This is a genomic window from Mycobacterium sp. E1715, assembly GCF_001667625.1.
In the GTDB taxonomy this organism is placed as follows: domain Bacteria; phylum Actinomycetota; class Actinomycetes; order Mycobacteriales; family Mycobacteriaceae; genus Mycobacterium.
This window is the reverse complement of the sequence record NZ_LZJJ01000473.1, coordinates 15,054-29,586: the sequence shown is the minus strand read 5'-3', so window position 1 is coordinate 29,586 and position 14,533 is coordinate 15,054. Positions and strand designations below refer to the sequence as shown.

Here is a 14,533-nt window from a genome sequence, read left to right as displayed (position 1 = left end):
TGGCCTACGGCGCGCTCGGCGTGCTCGTCGTGCTGGTGGTGGCCCGGTGAATGTCTTGTCCTACGTCGCGGGCGCGGTCCAGATCGCCGCCGTCATGGCCGGGGCGCCGCTGGTGGTCGGCCTGACCCGGCAGGTGCGCGCCCGCTGGGAGGGCCGCGCCGGCGCCGGAATCCTGCAGCCCTGGCGTGACATCGTCAAACAGCTTGGGAAGCAACAGATCACTCCACGTGGGACGACCTTGGTGTTTGCCGCCGCGCCCGCGATCGTCGCCGGAACCACGCTGCTGATCGCCGCGATCGCACCGCTGGTCGCCACCGGGTCGCCACTGGACGCCAGCGCTGACCTGTTCGCCGTGGTCGGACTGCTGTTTGTCGGCACCGTCGCGCTCACCCTGGCCGGCATCGACACCGGCACCTCGTTCGGCGGCATGGGCGCCAGCCGCGAAATCACGATCGCCGCGCTCGTCGAACCCACCATCTTGCTTGCGGTCTTCGCCCTGTCCATGCCGGCGGGGTCGGCGAATCTCGGTGCGCTGGTGGCGCATACGATCACCCATCCGGGCCAGGTGGTGTCGCTGGCCGCCGTCCTGGCCTTCGCCGCACTGGTGATCGTGATCGTCGCCGAGACCGGACGGCTGCCGGTGGACAACCCGGCCACGCACCTGGAGCTGACGATGGTGCACGAGGCGATGGTCCTGGAGTATGCCGGCCCGCGGCTGGCCCTGGTGGAGTGGGCGGCCGGGATGCGGCTGACCGTGCTGTTGGCGCTGCTGGCAAACCTGTTCGCCCCCTGGGGTATTGCCGGCGGCCGACCGGGCGCGGTCGACGTCGCCGTCGGCTTGGCCGCAGTGGCGGCCAAGGTCGCGGTGTTGGCCGGATCCCTGGCCACCGTCGAGGTGTTCGTCGCCAAGCTGCGGCTCTTCCGGGTACCCGAACTGCTGGCCGGATCGTTCCTGTTGGCGTTACTCGCGGTCGTCGCCGCCAACTTCTTCGTGGTGCCGGCATGACGTACGGGACGTTCTCGGTGCTGGTCGACCTCGCCGCCGGCGGGCTGCTGTTGGCCGCGGTGCTGATCGTGTGGCGGCGCGACCTGACCGCCATCATCCGGCTGCTGGCGTGGCAGGGTGCCGCGCTGGCGGCCATCCCCCTGCTGCGCGGGGCGTATGACCGTGACGGCGCGCTCATCGGCGTCGGGGTGGCCGTGCTGGCCCTGCGGGTCGCGGTGCTGCCGCGGCTGCTGGCCCGAGCGGGCGGCGCCGAGTCACGATCGCCCCGGGAAGCCACCCCGGTCATCAACACCGCCACGTCGCTGCTGATCACGGCCGCGCTCACGCTGGCCGCGTTCGCCGCCACCCAACCCCTGGTGAACCTGCAGCCCGCCGCGACCACGTCCGCGGTCCCGGCCGCCACCGCCGTCGTCCTGATCGCATTGCTCGTCATGGTCACCCGGCGACATGCCGTGTCGCAGGCAGCGGGATTCCTCATGCTGGACAACGGGATCGCCGCCACCGCGTTCCTGCTCACCGCGGGGGTGCCGCTGATCGTCGAACTCGGCGCCTCGCTGGACGTGTTGTTCGCGGTCCTCGTGATCGGAGTCCTGACGGGGCGGTTGGCTCACGCCTTCGGTGCTGCCGACCTTGACGCGCTACAGGAGCTGCACGACTGATGACCGCTTTGTTGCTCGCCGCGATCCTCACTCCGATCGGTGCTTCGGTCGCCGTCCTGGTTGCCGGATGGCGCCGGGCGACCGCGACACTGATCGTGCTCTCGGCGGTGACGGTGCTCGCGTGCGGCGCGGCGCTCGCCGTCCGCGTCGGGTCCGGAACCCGGTTCGCCCTAGGCGGGTTGCTGCGACTCGATGCGCTCACCGTCACGATGCTGATCGTCATCGGAATCGTTGCCACACTGGCCACTTGGGCCAGCATCGGCTACCTCGACGCCGAACTCGCGCACGGTCACACCGACCCGCGCGGTGCCCGGGTTTACGGAGCCCTCACGGCCGGCTTCCTGGCGGCGATGGTTGTTGCGGTGTGCGCCAACAACATCGGCGTCATCTGGATCGCGATCGAGGCGACCACGGTGATCACCGCCTTCCTGGTCGGGCACCGCCGCACCCGCGGCGCGCTCGAAGCAACCTGGAAGTACGTCGTGATCTGTTCGGTCGGCATCGCCGTCGCCTTCCTCGGCACCGTGCTGCTCTACTACGCCGCCGAGCATGCCGGTGCGCCGGCCGCCGCCGCGCTGAACCTCGACGTGCTGGCGGCGCACGCCGGCGGGCTCGATCCCGGCATCGCCCGGTTGGCAGGCGGCCTGCTGCTCATCGGTTACGGCGCCAAGGCCGGGTTGTTTCCGTTCCACACCTGGCTGGCCGACGCCCACAGCCAGGCCCCGGCACCGGTTTCCGCGCTGATGAGCGGCGTGTTGCTGTCGGTGGCCTTCTCGGTACTGATCCGCCTCAAGCCGATCATCGGCGCCGCCACCGGACCCGCTTTCATGCGTTCGGGCCTGCTCGTGATCGGGCTGGCGACGCTGGTGGTCGCCGCTCTGATGCTCACGGTGACAACCGACCTCAAGCGCATGCTCGCCTACTCGTCCATGGAGAACATGGGTTTGATCGCGATCGCCGCCGCGGCCGGGACCTCGCTGGCCATCACCGCTCTGCTGCTGCACGTCCTCGCACACGGGATCGGCAAGACGGTCCTCTTCTTGGCCAGCGGCCCGCTGCAGGCGGCGCACGGCTCCACCGCGATCGCCGACATCGCCGCGGTGCTGCGCCGCTCCCGGATCGTCGGCGTGTCGATTGCCGTCGGCGTGATCGTGCTGCTCGGCCTCCCGCCGTTCGCCATGTTCGCCAGCGAGCTGGCCATCGTTCGATCACTCGCCGACGCGCGGCTGGCCTGGGTGCTCGCCGCGGGCATGCTGCTGGTTGCGGTCGCCTTCGCTGCGCTGGCGCGCAACGCGGGCCGCATCCTGTTGGGTCGCCCGACCGAAGCACGCGAAATCGCAGTTCCCCGAACGATTTCTGCCGCCCTCGTCGTCGGGATCGCCGCATCGATCACCCTCGGCGTCACAGCCGGTCCGCTCACCGGCTTGTTCACCGCCGCCGCCAGCGACGTCGGGGGAGCGCGGTGAGGGCCGAATGGCAGCGCCACCGGCTACCCCAGGACGGGCTGGCGGCCTCGGCGGAAGACCTGCTGGGCAACGGATTCCGCTTGGCCCTGGTCGCCGCCCACGACGACTCCGCCGCCTACCGGGTCGTCTATCTGTTCCTCGCCGGCCGGCCGGACCGCCGCGTCGAACTCGAATGTGTGCTGCCCAAAGACGATCCGGCCATTCGATCGCTGGCCTATATGTCGTTTACGGCCAGCCGTTTCGAGCGCGAGATGGCGGACCTGTACGGCATCCGGTGCGTGGGCCATCCCAAAGCGCGCCGCCTGGTGCGTCATGCCCACTGGCCGGAGGAATGGTATCCGATGCGCCGCACGGCGCCGCCGGCCCCCAAACTCGATGCCAGCGGCCACTTCCCGTTCGTCACGGTCGAGGGCCCTGGTGTATACGAGATCCCGGTTGGCCCCGTGCACGCGGGGCTGATCGAGCCGGGCCACTTCCGCTTCTCCGTCGCCGGGGAAACCGTGCTGCGCCTCAAGGCCAGACTGTGGTTCGTGCACCGCGGGATGGAAAAGCTGTTCGAGGGCCGGCCGGCCGGCGGAGCGGTCGAATTGTCCGAACGGGTCAGCGGCGACACCTCCGTTGCGCACGCGCTGGCCCACTGCCTCGCCATCGAAGACGCACTCGGCGTCGAACTCCCCGACGAGGCGCACCGGCTGCGGGCGCTGCTCGTCGAACTCGAACGGCTCTACAACCACGCCGCCGATCTGGGCGCACTCGCCAACGACGTCGGTTTCGGCCTCGCCCACGCGCACGCCCAACGCATCCGCGAGCAACTGCTGCGACTCAACGACGCGGTGACCGGCCACCGGCTGCTGCGCGGCGCGATGCGCCCGGGTGGGGTGGCGCTGCGGGCGCTGCCGGATTCCGGCGCGTTGCGGCGCATCGCCGCCGACGTCGCCGAGGTCGCCGAGCTGACCCTGCACAACACCGTGGTGTATGACCGCTTCGCCGGGACCGCCGTCCTGCACCAACAGGACGCTCACGCGCTCGGATGCCTGGGCTATGTCGCGCGTGCCAGCGGCCTTCGCACGGACGCCCGAATCGAACACCCCACCACCGCACTGCCCGTCACCGAGATCGACGCCGTCGAGGGGGACGTGCTGGCCCGCTACACGGTGCGCCGCGACGAATTCGCGGCTTCCACCGAACTCGCCTGCCATCTGATCGAAACACACAGCGGCCCAATCGAATACACAAAGAGCTTGCCGGCGACCGACGGCCCCCGCAGTGGGATCGGCATCGTCGAGGGCTGGCGCGGCACCATCGTCCACCGTGTCGAAACCGACGCCGCCCACCGGATCAGTCGCGCCAAGATCGTCGACCCGTCGTGGTTCAACTGGCCTGCGCTGCCGGTCGCGATGGCCGACACCATCGTCCCCGACTTCCCCCTGGCCAACAAAAGCTTCAACCAGTCCTACGCCGGCAACGACCTTTGATCGGCGCGACTATGCCTCGCCCGCCAGGGCGAATCGGCCGTCGGCCGTCTGGGCCACCAGGCCGTCGGCCAGCAACGAAAACAGTGCCCGGTCGCGCTGGGCGGTATCGGTCAGCCACGCCACGTCCAGCTCCGCCCGGGTGACCGGAGAGTCCTTGGCGCGCAACACATCCAGCAGCCGGCCACGGACCTGCCGATCGGTTCCCGCGTAGGTCTGCACCCGCCGGGCCGGCCCCTGGGCCGGGGGATGGCCGGCGTCGCGCCACGCGCACCGGGTGAGCGGGCACAACCCGCACCTCGGCGTTCGCGCGGTGCACACCGTCGCGCCGAGTTCCATCAGGGCGACGGAGAACCGCGGCGCCGTTTCGTCCGCGGGCAGCAGGGCAGCGACGTCGGCCATGTCCCGCACCGCCGACGGCGAACCGGCATCGGCCAGCCCGCGCACGGCGCGGGCCACCACCCGGCGCACGTTGGTGTCCACCACCGGGACCGACTGCCGGTAGGCGAAACAGGCGACGGCGCGCGCGGTGTAGCTGCCGATGCCCGGCAACGTCAGGAGGATGTCGACATCCTCGGGCACCACGTCGCCGTAGTCGCGCGCGATAACGGTCGCGCACTCGTGCAGGCGCTTGGCCCGCCGCGGATAGCCCAGCTTGCCCCACGCCCGCAGCACGTCGGCGGCGCTGGCGGCGGCGGTGGCCGACGGGGTGGGCCACCGCAGCACCCAGTCCGACCAGATCGGCAGCACCCGCGACACCGGCGTCTGCTGCAGCATGAACTCGCTGACCAGGATCTGCCACGCGCTCACGCCGGGCTCACGCCAAGGCAGATCGCGGCGGGATCGCTCGTACCACTCGAGCAACTCGTCGCCCGGAATATTTGGCCGCCCGTTCACCCGCGGATGCGGCATGATGTCAGCCATGCCTAACACCAGCCCCGTAACCGCGTGGAAAGCACTCAAAGAGGGTAACGAGCGATTCGTCGCAGGAAAGCCGCAGCATCCCAGCCAGAGTGTCGAACACCGGGCCAGCCTGGCCGCAGGGCAGAAGCCCACCGCTGTCGTGTTCGGTTGCGCCGACAGTCGGGTGGCGGCCGAGCTCATTTTCGACCAGGGCCTGGGCGACATGTTCGTGGTGCGCACGGCCGGGCAGGCGATCGACTCGGCGGTGCTGGGTTCCATCGAGTTCGCGGTGACGGTGCTGGACGTGCCGCTCATCGTGGTGCTGGGTCACGACAGCTGCGGCGCGGTCAAGGCCGCGCTGGGCGCGATCAACGACGGTGCGATCCCGGGCGGTTTCGTGCGGGACGTGGTGGAGCGAGTCGCGCCGTCGATCCTGATGGGCCGCCGCGACGGGCTCAGTCGCGTCGACGAGTTCGAGGAACGGCACGTGCGCGAAACGATCGCGCAGCTGGTGTCGCGTTCGAGCGCGATCGCCGAGCGGGTGGCGGCGGGCACCCTGGCGCTGGCGGGCGCGACCTATCACCTTTCCGACGGGCGCGCGGCGCTGGTCGACCACGTCGGGGACATCGGCGAATAGGCCCCGGCGCGGCCGGCACTAACACGGCCGTCAGCCAGCAAACCCCGCGACACGCCGGGGCGGGTCAGGCAACTCGACGTGACCTGGGCCTACGCTGCAAACGTGCTGGATCTGGAACCGCGTGGCCCGCTACCCACCGAGATCTATTGGCGGCGCCGTGGCCTGGCCGTGGGCGTCGCGGTCGTCGTCGTAGGGATCGTGGTCGCCGCGGTCATCGCCTTCATGGGACACAGCTCGGGCGCCAAGCCCGCCAGTGCCGACAAGCCCAATTCCGCTCAGAGCAAGCCGGGATCACCTGCGCCGCAGGCGCCTCCGCCGATCGCGCCCGGTGAGCAGCCCACGCCGGTGCCGCAACAGGGCCAGAACCCGGAGATGCCCACCCCGACCGCCGCGGTGCAGCCGCCGCCGGTGCTGAAAGAGGGCGACGACTGCCCCGATTCGACGCTGGCCGTCAAGGGCCTGACCAATGCGCCGCAGTACTTCATCGGTGATCAGCCGAAGTTCACCATGGTCGTCACCAACATCGGCCTGGTGTCGTGCAAGCGTGACGTCGGCGCCGCGGTGCTGGCCGCCTACGTGTACTCGCTGGACAACAAGCGGCTGTGGTCGAACCTGGACTGCGCGCCGTCCAACGAGACGCTGATCAAGACCTTCACGCCGGGCGAGCAGGTGACGACCGCGGTGACCTGGACGGGGATGGGGTCGGCTCCGCACTGCCCGCTGCCGCGGCCGGCGATCGGGCCGGGCACCTACAACCTCGTCGTGCAGCTGGGCAACCTGCGTTCGCAGCCGGTGCCGTTCATCATGAACCAGCCGCCTCCGCCGCCGGGCCCGGTGCCCGGGCCGGGTCAGCCCGCGGCCGCGCCGCCGCCCGAGGCCCCACCGGCCCCGGTCCCCGCCGGTTAACTCAGCGGGTCGGCGATAGTCGACTCCGCGAGCTGCGACAGTCCCTCGCGCACGTGGCGGGCCCACATCGCGCCGATGCCCTCGACCGATTGCAGGTCGCCGGCGCTCGCAGCCAACAGGCCCTGCAGCGTCCCGAACGATCGGACCAGTAGGTCGGAGTGGGCGAACTGCAGTCGCGGGATGCTGGCCAGCGCACGGTAGCCGCGGGGGCTGACCGCCGAGTCCTGCGCCTCGGCGGTGGTCGGGTAGCCGAAAACCTTTGCCAGCGCGGTGAGTTCGAGCAGCTCGGTGTCCGAGAGCGCGTCCAGCTCGTCCAGGGTCGCCGTCATCTGCGCCTTGGACAGCGGCTCCGGGCTGGCGTGGTAATCGCGGACGGTCAATTCCCGCGCGACGTCGTTGCCGCCCAGCAGCTCGTCCAGCTGCAGCCGCAGCTGACGCCCGTCGGTGCCCAGCTCGACGACGTCGTCGTCGATCACCAGGCCGATCCGCCGCACCAGCTCGAGCCGCTGCACCACCGTCATGACGTCGCGCAGCGTGACGAAGTCCTCGATCTCGGCCAGCGACAGCTGCCTGCTGACCTCGTCGAGCCTGGTCTTGTACCGCTCCAGGGTCGCGATCGCCTGGTTGGCCCGGGACAGGATGGTCGCGGAATCGGCCACCACGTGGCGTTCACCGCCCACGTAGACGGTCACGATGTTCATCGAATGGCTGACCGAGATCACCGGATAACCGGTCTGAATCGCCGCCCGTTCCGCCGAGCGATGCCGCGTTCCCGATTCGTCGGTAGGTATCGACGGATCCGGCACCAGCTGCACGTTGGCCCGCACGATGCGGCTGCCGTCGGTGGACAGCACCACGGCGCCGTCCATCTTCGCCAGCTCCCGCAGCCGGGTCGGCGCGTACCGGACGTCGAGGGCGAAGCCGCCGTCACAGATGGCCTCGACGTTCTCGTCGTTGCCGAGGACGATCAGCGCACCGGTGCGGCCGCGCAGGATGCGCTCCAGGCCGTCGCGCAGCCCGGTCCCCGGCGCAAGGCGGGCGACGGTCTCACGCAGTGTCGGACGAGTCACAGCGTGTCATTGTGCGGCCCCGGGGCGTTTTGCGTCCAGCCAGTGCGCGGCCGGGCGATGGCTTTCATGTGTTGCAGCGCCGCGGCGATGGTCGGTGCGCGCAGCGCCCGCATCCCATTCGGCACGATCTCGCGCCGCGGGTCGTCGCCGTCGGGGATGAGCGCGATGCTGAATCCCTGACGCGCGGCCTCGCCCAGCCGCCGTTCCATGCCGCCGACCCGTCGCAGGTCGCCCGCCAGCCCCACCTCGCCGATCATCACCGCGGTCGTCGGCAGCGGCAGGTCGGCGTAGGCCGACGCCAGCGCCATCGCGACGGCCAGATCCGAGGAGGGATCGGTCAACCGCATGCCGCCCACGGTGGACAGGTAGATGTCGTTGACACCGACGGCCAGCCTGCCGTGCTTCTCCAGCACGGCGCTGATCATCGCGGCCCGGGAGTGGTCGATCCCGCTGACGGCGCGGCGCGGCGAGCCGCCCCCCGGCGTCGCGAGCAGCGCCTGCACCTCCCCGATGAGCGGTCGCTTGCCGTCCAGCGTCACAGTGATCGCGGTCCCGGCGACCGGCGCGGGCCGCTGATCGAGGAAGAGGTTCGACGGATCCGACACGTCCTCGATCCCGTTGTCGTGCAACAGGAAACAGCCAACCTCGTCGGCCCCGCCGAATCGGTTCTTGACGCCCCGAACCATCCGCAGCGACCCGTTGCGGTCACCCTCGAAATGCAGCACCACGTCGACAAGGTGTTCCAGCGAGCGCGGTCCCGCGATGGCCCCGTCCTTGGTGACGTGGCCGACCAGGATCAGCGCGACGCCGTTGGCCTTCGCGGCCGCGGTCAGGGCGGCGGTGACGGCGCGCACCTGAGTGACGCCACCGGCGACGCCGTCGGCCTCGGTGGTGGACATGGTTTGCACGGAGTCGACGATCACCAGCGCGGGCTGCACCGTCGCGATGTGGTCCAGCACCGTGTGCACGTCGGATTCGGCGGCCAGGTAGACCTCGTCGGCGCCGCAGCCGGTCCGGTCGGCGCGCAGCCGGATCTGCCCGGCCGACTCCTCACCGGAGATGTACAGCGCACGCCGGCCCGAAAGCGCCCAGCGGTGGGCCACCTTGAGCAGCAGCGTCGACTTGCCCACGCCCGGATCACCCGCCAGCAGCGTGACCGAACCGGGCACCACGCCGCCCCCGAGCACCCGATCGAGCTCGCCGATCCCGGTCGAGCGGTGCCGGCTGGCGTTGGGCTCGACGGAAGTGATCGGGACCGGCCGCGAGGCCGAAGCGGCCGCGACGGCCGCGCGACGGCCGCCGACCGCACTCAGCACCGGCACCTCGTCCACCGCTCCCCAGGTGCCGCACTCCATGCAGCGGCCCACCCACTTCGCCGTGACGTGCTGGCATTCGGAGCAGCGATATTGGGAGCGCGGATTTGCCACGCCATGACGGTATCGAGCCGGTACGACAAATCCCGGCTATGACAGGCGGTCGCCGCCGCCTAGCTTGGCTGCGCGGGTGCCAGCCCGGCCGAAACCGGCACCAGCACCGTGGCCTGACCGGCCTTCTCGAAATTGAACGTGAAGTTGTACAGCAACCCGTTGCTGATCGGCTTGGCCAGCATCACGGTCGCCTTGGCCGCGTTGCTCGAGCCCATCGGGCCGGGCGCCACCTTCTGGCCCTCCGGCGTGCCGATCAACAACATGCCGCCCGGGGGCAGCCGACCATCGCCGCTCAGGGTCACCGAGCCGACGTCGCTGGTGATGCTCACCAGCCTGTCCGGCATGTCCGGCGACTGGTTGATGGCCACCAGCAGGAGGTCCACCGCCTGCCCGGGCTGCACGAAGGCGCCCGTCTGCGGCGCCTGCATGCGGATGTCGCGCAGCGCCACATTGTTGATGGTCACCTTGTTGCCGTTGATCGCGGGCTCCTGCACGGCCATCTGCGAGACCTGGCCGGCCCCGCAGCCGCTGAGGAGCATCGCGACCACCGCGATGAGGCCGACGAGCGACGCCCGGATGGTCAGCGCCGGCGCGCGGAGGGGGAGGCCGATCTCGAAGCGGTTCACTCAATGCCTCCTGCTGGGCCGGTTCGACGGATGCAACTATGCACAGTAGTAGGAAGGTTTCGCGCGCGGTAGCGCGGGGCTTGGGACCAGCCAGGGAGGCCATATCCGGTGCTCCGTCGGGGCGCTCAGGGGCCGCTCTCAGGGCCGGAATAAGGCAGGGGTAATGTGCGTCACTGCACGTTCTGCTCCCCCTGTCAACCCCTAATCTGCGCGTGTTGTGCCCCTGACCTGCATCGTTGCTCCGCGCGCGATTGGGCGGCCGTGTTAGACTGAAGTAACGAAAGGGGCTCGAATCAGATGATCTTCAAGGTCGGCGACACCGTTGTTTACCCGCATCACGGTGCTGCGTTAGTCGAGGCGATTGAAACCCGCACCATCAAAGGGGAACAAAAGGAATATCTCGTCTTGAAGGTGGCGCAGGGAGACCTGACAGTTCGAGTGCCTGCCGAGAACGCCGAATACGTGGGTGTCCGCGACGTCGTGGGCCAGGAAGGCCTCGACAAGGTCTTCCAGGTTCTGCGCGCTCCCCACACCGAAGAGCCCACCAACTGGTCGCGCCGGTATAAGGCCAACCTCGAGAAGCTGGCCTCCGGTGACGTCAACAAGGTGGCCGAGGTAGTACGCGACCTGTGGCGTCGCGACCAGGAACGCGGCCTGTCCGCCGGTGAGAAGCGCATGCTGGCCAAGGCCCGCCAGATTCTGGTCGGTGAATTGGCCCTCGCCGAGAGCACCGACGACGCCAAAGCGGAAACCATCCTCGACGAGGTTCTGGCCGCCGCTTCCTGAAGGCCCTGACGCTTCGGTGGTCACGGGGACCGACTCCTCGGGCACGGTCGTCGCAGTGGTTCCGGCCGCAGGGTCGGGGGAACGACTCGGCGCCGGCATTCCGAAGGCATTTTGCGAGGTTGACGGGCGCACCCTGCTGGACCGCGCCGTCGGCGGTTTGCTGGCCTCCGAAGTCGTCGACCACGTGGTGGTCGCCGTCCCGGCGCCCATGGTCGACGAGGCCAAGCGATCCCTGGGCGAACGGGCGACGGTCGTCGCAGGCGGGGCCGACCGCACGACCTCGGTGAGCCTGGCGCTGGCGGCCGTCGCCGGTGACCCCCAGTTCGTCCTGGTGCACGACGCCGCCCGCGCCCTGACACCCCCCGCGCTGATCCTGCGCGTGGTGGACGCCCTACGGGCCGGGCACGACGCCGTCGTGCCCGCGCTGCCGCTGCATGACACCATCAAGGCCGTGGACGCCAACGGTGTGGTCCTGGGCACGCCCGAGCGGGCCGGCCTGCGCGCCGTGCAGACCCCGCAGGGCTTCGCGCTCGACCTGCTGCTGCGCGCGTATCAACGGGCCGGCACGGCCGAGTTCACCGACGACGCTTCGCTCGTCGAGCATGTCGGGGGCCAGGTCCAGGTCGTCGACGGCGACCCGCTGGCGTTCAAGATCACCACTCCGCTCGACCTGGTGCTGGCCGAAGCGATCGTGCGCCGGTGAACGGCGTGCCGCGCGTCGGGCTGGGCGTCGACGTGCACCCGATCGAGCCGGGCCGGCCCTGCTGGCTGGTGGGCCTGCTCTTCCCCGACGCCGACGGCTGCGCCGGCCACTCCGACGGCGACGTGGGCGCGCACGCGCTGTGCGACGCGCTGTTGTCGGCCGCCGGTCTGGGCGACATCGGCGCCGTGTTCGGAGTCGACCAGCCGCGGTGGAAGGGCGTCAGCGGTGCCGACATGCTGCGCCACGTCGCCGAGTTGGTGACGCGAGACGGCTTCCGCGTCGGAAACGCCGCCGTCCAGCTGGTCGGCAACCAGCCGAGAGTCGGTCCGCGGCGCGCCGAGGCGCAGCGCGTGCTCTCGGAGCTGCTGGGGGCACCGGTCTCGGTGTCGGCGACGACGACCGACGGGCTGGGCCTGACGGGTCGCGGTGAGGGCCGCGCCGCCATTGCCACCGCGTTGGTCGTCCCCGGCGGCTAGGGCGCGCAGCGCCGGGCGACGGCGAACCACCCGGTAAGCTGGCACGTCGTGACCGATCGCGCCCGCTTGCGGCTACACGACACGGCAGCCGGCGCCGTGCGTGATTTCGTCCCGCTGCGCGAGGGCCACGTCTCCATCTACCTGTGTGGCGCCACCGTCCAGGGCCTGCCGCACATCGGCCATGTCCGCAGCGGCGTGGCCTTCGACATCCTGCGCCGCTGGCTGATGGCGCGCGGCTGTGACGTCGCGTTCATCCGCAACGTCACCGACATCGAGGACAAGATCCTGGCCAAGGCCGCGGCGGCGGGCCGGCCGTGGTGGGAGTGGGCGGCCACCTACGAGCGCGCGTTCAGCGCCGCCTACGACGCCCTGGACGTGCTGCCGCCGTCCGCGGAACCCCGCGCCACCGGGCACATCACCCAGATGGTCGAATTAATGGACCGCCTGATCGAAACCGGCCACGCTTACGCGGCGAGCGGGGACGTCTACTTCGACGTGCTGAGCTATCCCGAGTACGGGCAACTGTCGGGGCACAAGGTCGACGACGTCCATCAGGGCGAGGGCGTGGCGACCGGCAAGCGTGACCAGCGTGACTTCACCCTCTGGAAGGGCGAGAAGCCCGGCGAGCCGTCGTGGCCCTCGCCCTGGGGCCGCGGGCGTCCGGGCTGGCACCTGGAATGCTCGGCGATGGCACGCACCTATCTGGGGCCCGAATTCGACATCCATTGCGGCGGCATGGATTTGATTTTCCCGCACCACGAGAACGAGATCGCGCAGAGCCGCGCCGCCGGCGACGGATTCGCCCGCTACTGGCTGCACAACGGCTGGGTCACCATGGGCGGCGAGAAGATGAGCAAGTCGCTGGGCAACGTGCTGGCCATCCCGGCGTTGCTGCAGCGCGTCCGGCCGGCGGAGCTGCGCTACTACCTGGGCAGCGCGCACTACCGCTCGATGCTGGAATTCTCCGACACCGCCCTACAGGACGCGGTGAAAGCCTATGTGGGCGTTGAGGAATTCCTGCACCGTGTCCGCGTTCGGGTCGGCGGCGTCGAGCCGGGCGAGTGGACTTCGCGGTTCGCCGAGGCGCTCGACGACGACTTGGCGGTCCCGGCAGCACTGGCCGAGGTGCACCACGCCCGGGCCGAGGGCAACCGGGCCCTCGACTCCGGCGACCACGACGGGGCCCTGCAACACGCCCGGTCGATCCGCGCCATGATGGGGATCCTCGGCTGCGACCCGCTCGACGAGCGCTGGGAAACCCGCGACGAGACGTCGGCCGCGCTCGCCGCGGTCGAGGTGCTGGTGCGGGCCGAACTGGAGAATCGGGAAAAGGCCCGCGAGCAACGCAATTGGGCGCTCGCCGACGAGATTAGGGACCGGCTGAAGCTCGCCGGCATCGAGGTCACCGACACCGCCGACGGGCCGCAGTGGTCGCTGCAGGCAGGTCAGACCCCGTAAATGGCCGGCAATTCGCGCCGGCGCGGCGCAATACGCAAGGCGGGCACCAAGAAGGGGCCCACCGTGGGCTCGGGCGGCCAGCGCCGGCGCGCGCTGGAGGGGCGCGGTCCGACACCCCCGGCGCACCTGCGACCCAACCATCCCGCCGCCAAGCGCGCCCAGTCGCCGGCGCGGCGTCCCACCAAGCGGCCCACCGACGAGACGGAAACGGTGCTCGGCCGCAACCCGGTGCTGGAGTGCCTGCGCGCCGGCGTCCCGGCGACGGCGCTCTACGTGGCCCTGGGCACCGACGCGGACGAGCGGGTCACCGAGTCCGTCGCCCGCGCAGCGGATTCGGGCATCTCGATCCTCGAGGTGCCGCGCGCCGACCTGGACCGGATGACGAGCAACCACCTGCATCAGGGCATCGCGCTGCAGGTCCCGCCGTACAACTACGCCCACCCGGACGACCTGTTGGCGACCGCGATCAACTCCCCGCCCGCGCTGCTGGTGGCGTTGGACAACATCTCCGATCCGCGCAACCTGGGCGCGATCGTGCGTTCGGTCGCGGCGTTCGGCGGACACGGCGTGCTGATCCCGCAGCGGCGTTCGGCGTCGGTGACGGCGGTCGCCTGGCGCACCAGCGCGGGAGCCGCGGCCCGCATCCCGGTGGCTAGGGCCACCAATCTCACCAGGACGCTGAAGGATTGGGCCGACCGCGGGATCCGGGTTATCGGCCTGGACGCCGAAGGCGACACCGTGGTCGACGACCTGGACGGCGCCGACCCGCTGGTGGTGGTCGTCGGCTCGGAGGGCAAGGGACTGTCGCGGCTGGTGCGGCAGAACTGCGACGAAGTCGTGTCCATCCCGATGGCCGGGCACGCCGAATCGCTGAACGCCTCGGTGGCCGCCGGGGTGGTGCTCGCCGAGATCGCCCGGCAGCGCAGGGTTTAACTCCA

At 70.4% G+C, this 14,533-nt stretch carries 15 protein-coding genes; 11 read left to right on the top strand and 4 right to left on the bottom strand.

From position 1 onward, the window contains the following. Window positions 1-55: 55 nt before the first annotated feature. Genes A9X03_RS23795 through A9X03_RS23780 form a run of 4 tightly spaced genes read left to right on the top strand, consistent with a single transcriptional unit; the run spans window position 56 to window position 4,606 of the window. Entirely contained in the window at window positions 56-1,006 is a 951-nt protein-coding gene (locus A9X03_RS23795) for a respiratory chain complex I subunit 1 family protein (protein WP_067782236.1), read from the top strand. Beyond that, window positions 1,003-1,665 (top strand): hypothetical protein, encoded by a 663-nt coding sequence (locus tag A9X03_RS23790; RefSeq protein WP_067747835.1) that lies wholly within the window; start codon window positions 1,003-1,005, stop codon window positions 1,663-1,665. The genes A9X03_RS23795 and A9X03_RS23790 overlap by 4 nt, the downstream gene beginning before the upstream one ends. Next, a complete protein-coding gene (locus A9X03_RS23785) occupies window positions 1,665-3,131 on the top strand; it encodes a proton-conducting transporter membrane subunit (protein ID WP_068263307.1) in 1,467 nt (488 codons plus the stop codon). Before A9X03_RS23790 ends, A9X03_RS23785 begins: the two co-directional genes overlap by 1 nt. Then, window positions 3,128-4,606 (top strand): NADH-quinone oxidoreductase subunit C, encoded by a 1,479-nt coding sequence (locus A9X03_RS23780; RefSeq protein WP_068263304.1) that lies wholly within the window; start codon window positions 3,128-3,130, stop codon window positions 4,604-4,606. The genes A9X03_RS23785 and A9X03_RS23780 overlap by 4 nt, the downstream gene beginning before the upstream one ends. Window positions 4,607-4,615: 9 nt before the next feature. Here the strand turns inward: A9X03_RS23780 and A9X03_RS23775 are convergent, their stop codons facing one another. Beyond that, entirely contained in the window at window positions 4,616-5,527 is a 912-nt protein-coding gene (locus A9X03_RS23775) for an A/G-specific adenine glycosylase (protein ID WP_067747829.1), read from the bottom strand. On the opposite strand from A9X03_RS23775, the gene A9X03_RS23770 reads away from it, so the two are divergent. Both A9X03_RS23770 and A9X03_RS23765 read left to right on the top strand, forming a co-directional pair. Next, window positions 5,526-6,143, top strand: coding sequence for a carbonic anhydrase (locus A9X03_RS23770; protein WP_067747827.1), 618 nt, complete (start codon window positions 5,526-5,528; stop codon window positions 6,141-6,143). The genes A9X03_RS23775 and A9X03_RS23770 overlap by 2 nt on opposite strands. A gap of 102 nt (window positions 6,144-6,245) precedes the next feature. Further along, entirely contained in the window at window positions 6,246-7,049 is an 804-nt protein-coding gene (locus tag A9X03_RS23765) for a hypothetical protein (RefSeq protein ID WP_156746649.1), read from the top strand. Here the strand turns inward: A9X03_RS23765 and disA are convergent. The 3 genes from disA to A9X03_RS23750 are packed head-to-tail and all read right to left on the bottom strand — an operon-like array spanning window position 7,046 to window position 10,172. Further along, entirely contained in the window at window positions 7,046-8,119 is a 1,074-nt protein-coding gene (gene disA, locus A9X03_RS23760) for a DNA integrity scanning diadenylate cyclase DisA (RefSeq protein ID WP_067780552.1), read from the bottom strand. The two genes, A9X03_RS23765 and disA, sit on opposite strands and share 4 nt — an antisense overlap. Beyond that, window positions 8,116-9,546, bottom strand: coding sequence for a DNA repair protein RadA (gene radA, locus A9X03_RS23755; RefSeq protein WP_067747817.1), 1,431 nt, complete (start codon window positions 9,544-9,546; stop codon window positions 8,116-8,118). The genes disA and radA overlap by 4 nt, the downstream gene beginning before the upstream one ends. A gap of 59 nt (window positions 9,547-9,605) precedes the next feature. Beyond that, complete coding sequence (locus A9X03_RS23750; protein WP_067747815.1) at window positions 9,606-10,172, bottom strand: hypothetical protein; 567 nt, start codon at window positions 10,170-10,172, stop codon at window positions 9,606-9,608. A 297-nt stretch (window positions 10,173-10,469) separates the two neighbouring features. Between A9X03_RS23750 and carD the strand changes: the two genes are divergently transcribed. The 5 genes from carD to rlmB are packed head-to-tail and all read left to right on the top strand — an operon-like array spanning window position 10,470 to window position 14,528. Then, window positions 10,470-10,958: an RNA polymerase-binding transcription factor CarD gene (carD, locus tag A9X03_RS23745; RefSeq protein WP_003419482.1), complete on the top strand. Its 489-nt coding sequence runs from the start codon at window positions 10,470-10,472 to the stop codon at window positions 10,956-10,958. 16 nt (window positions 10,959-10,974) lie between these two features. After that, window positions 10,975-11,661, top strand: coding sequence for a 2-C-methyl-D-erythritol 4-phosphate cytidylyltransferase (ispD, locus tag A9X03_RS23740; protein ID WP_067747813.1), 687 nt, complete (start codon window positions 10,975-10,977; stop codon window positions 11,659-11,661). Beyond that, on the top strand, window positions 11,658-12,137 hold the full coding sequence (gene ispF / locus A9X03_RS23735) for a 2-C-methyl-D-erythritol 2,4-cyclodiphosphate synthase (RefSeq protein ID WP_067747811.1): 480 nt from the start codon (window positions 11,658-11,660) through the stop codon (window positions 12,135-12,137). The genes ispD and ispF overlap by 4 nt, the downstream gene beginning before the upstream one ends. A 48-nt stretch (window positions 12,138-12,185) precedes the next feature. Then, window positions 12,186-13,595 carry a cysteine--tRNA ligase gene (gene cysS, locus A9X03_RS23730; protein WP_068017274.1) on the top strand — a complete coding sequence of 470 codons (1,410 nt, stop codon included), beginning with the start codon at window positions 12,186-12,188 and terminating at the stop codon, window positions 13,593-13,595. Continuing rightward, a complete protein-coding gene (gene rlmB, locus A9X03_RS23725; protein WP_067747807.1) occupies window positions 13,596-14,528 on the top strand; it encodes a 23S rRNA (guanosine(2251)-2'-O)-methyltransferase RlmB in 933 nt (310 codons plus the stop codon). Window positions 14,529-14,533 lie beyond the last annotated feature (5 nt).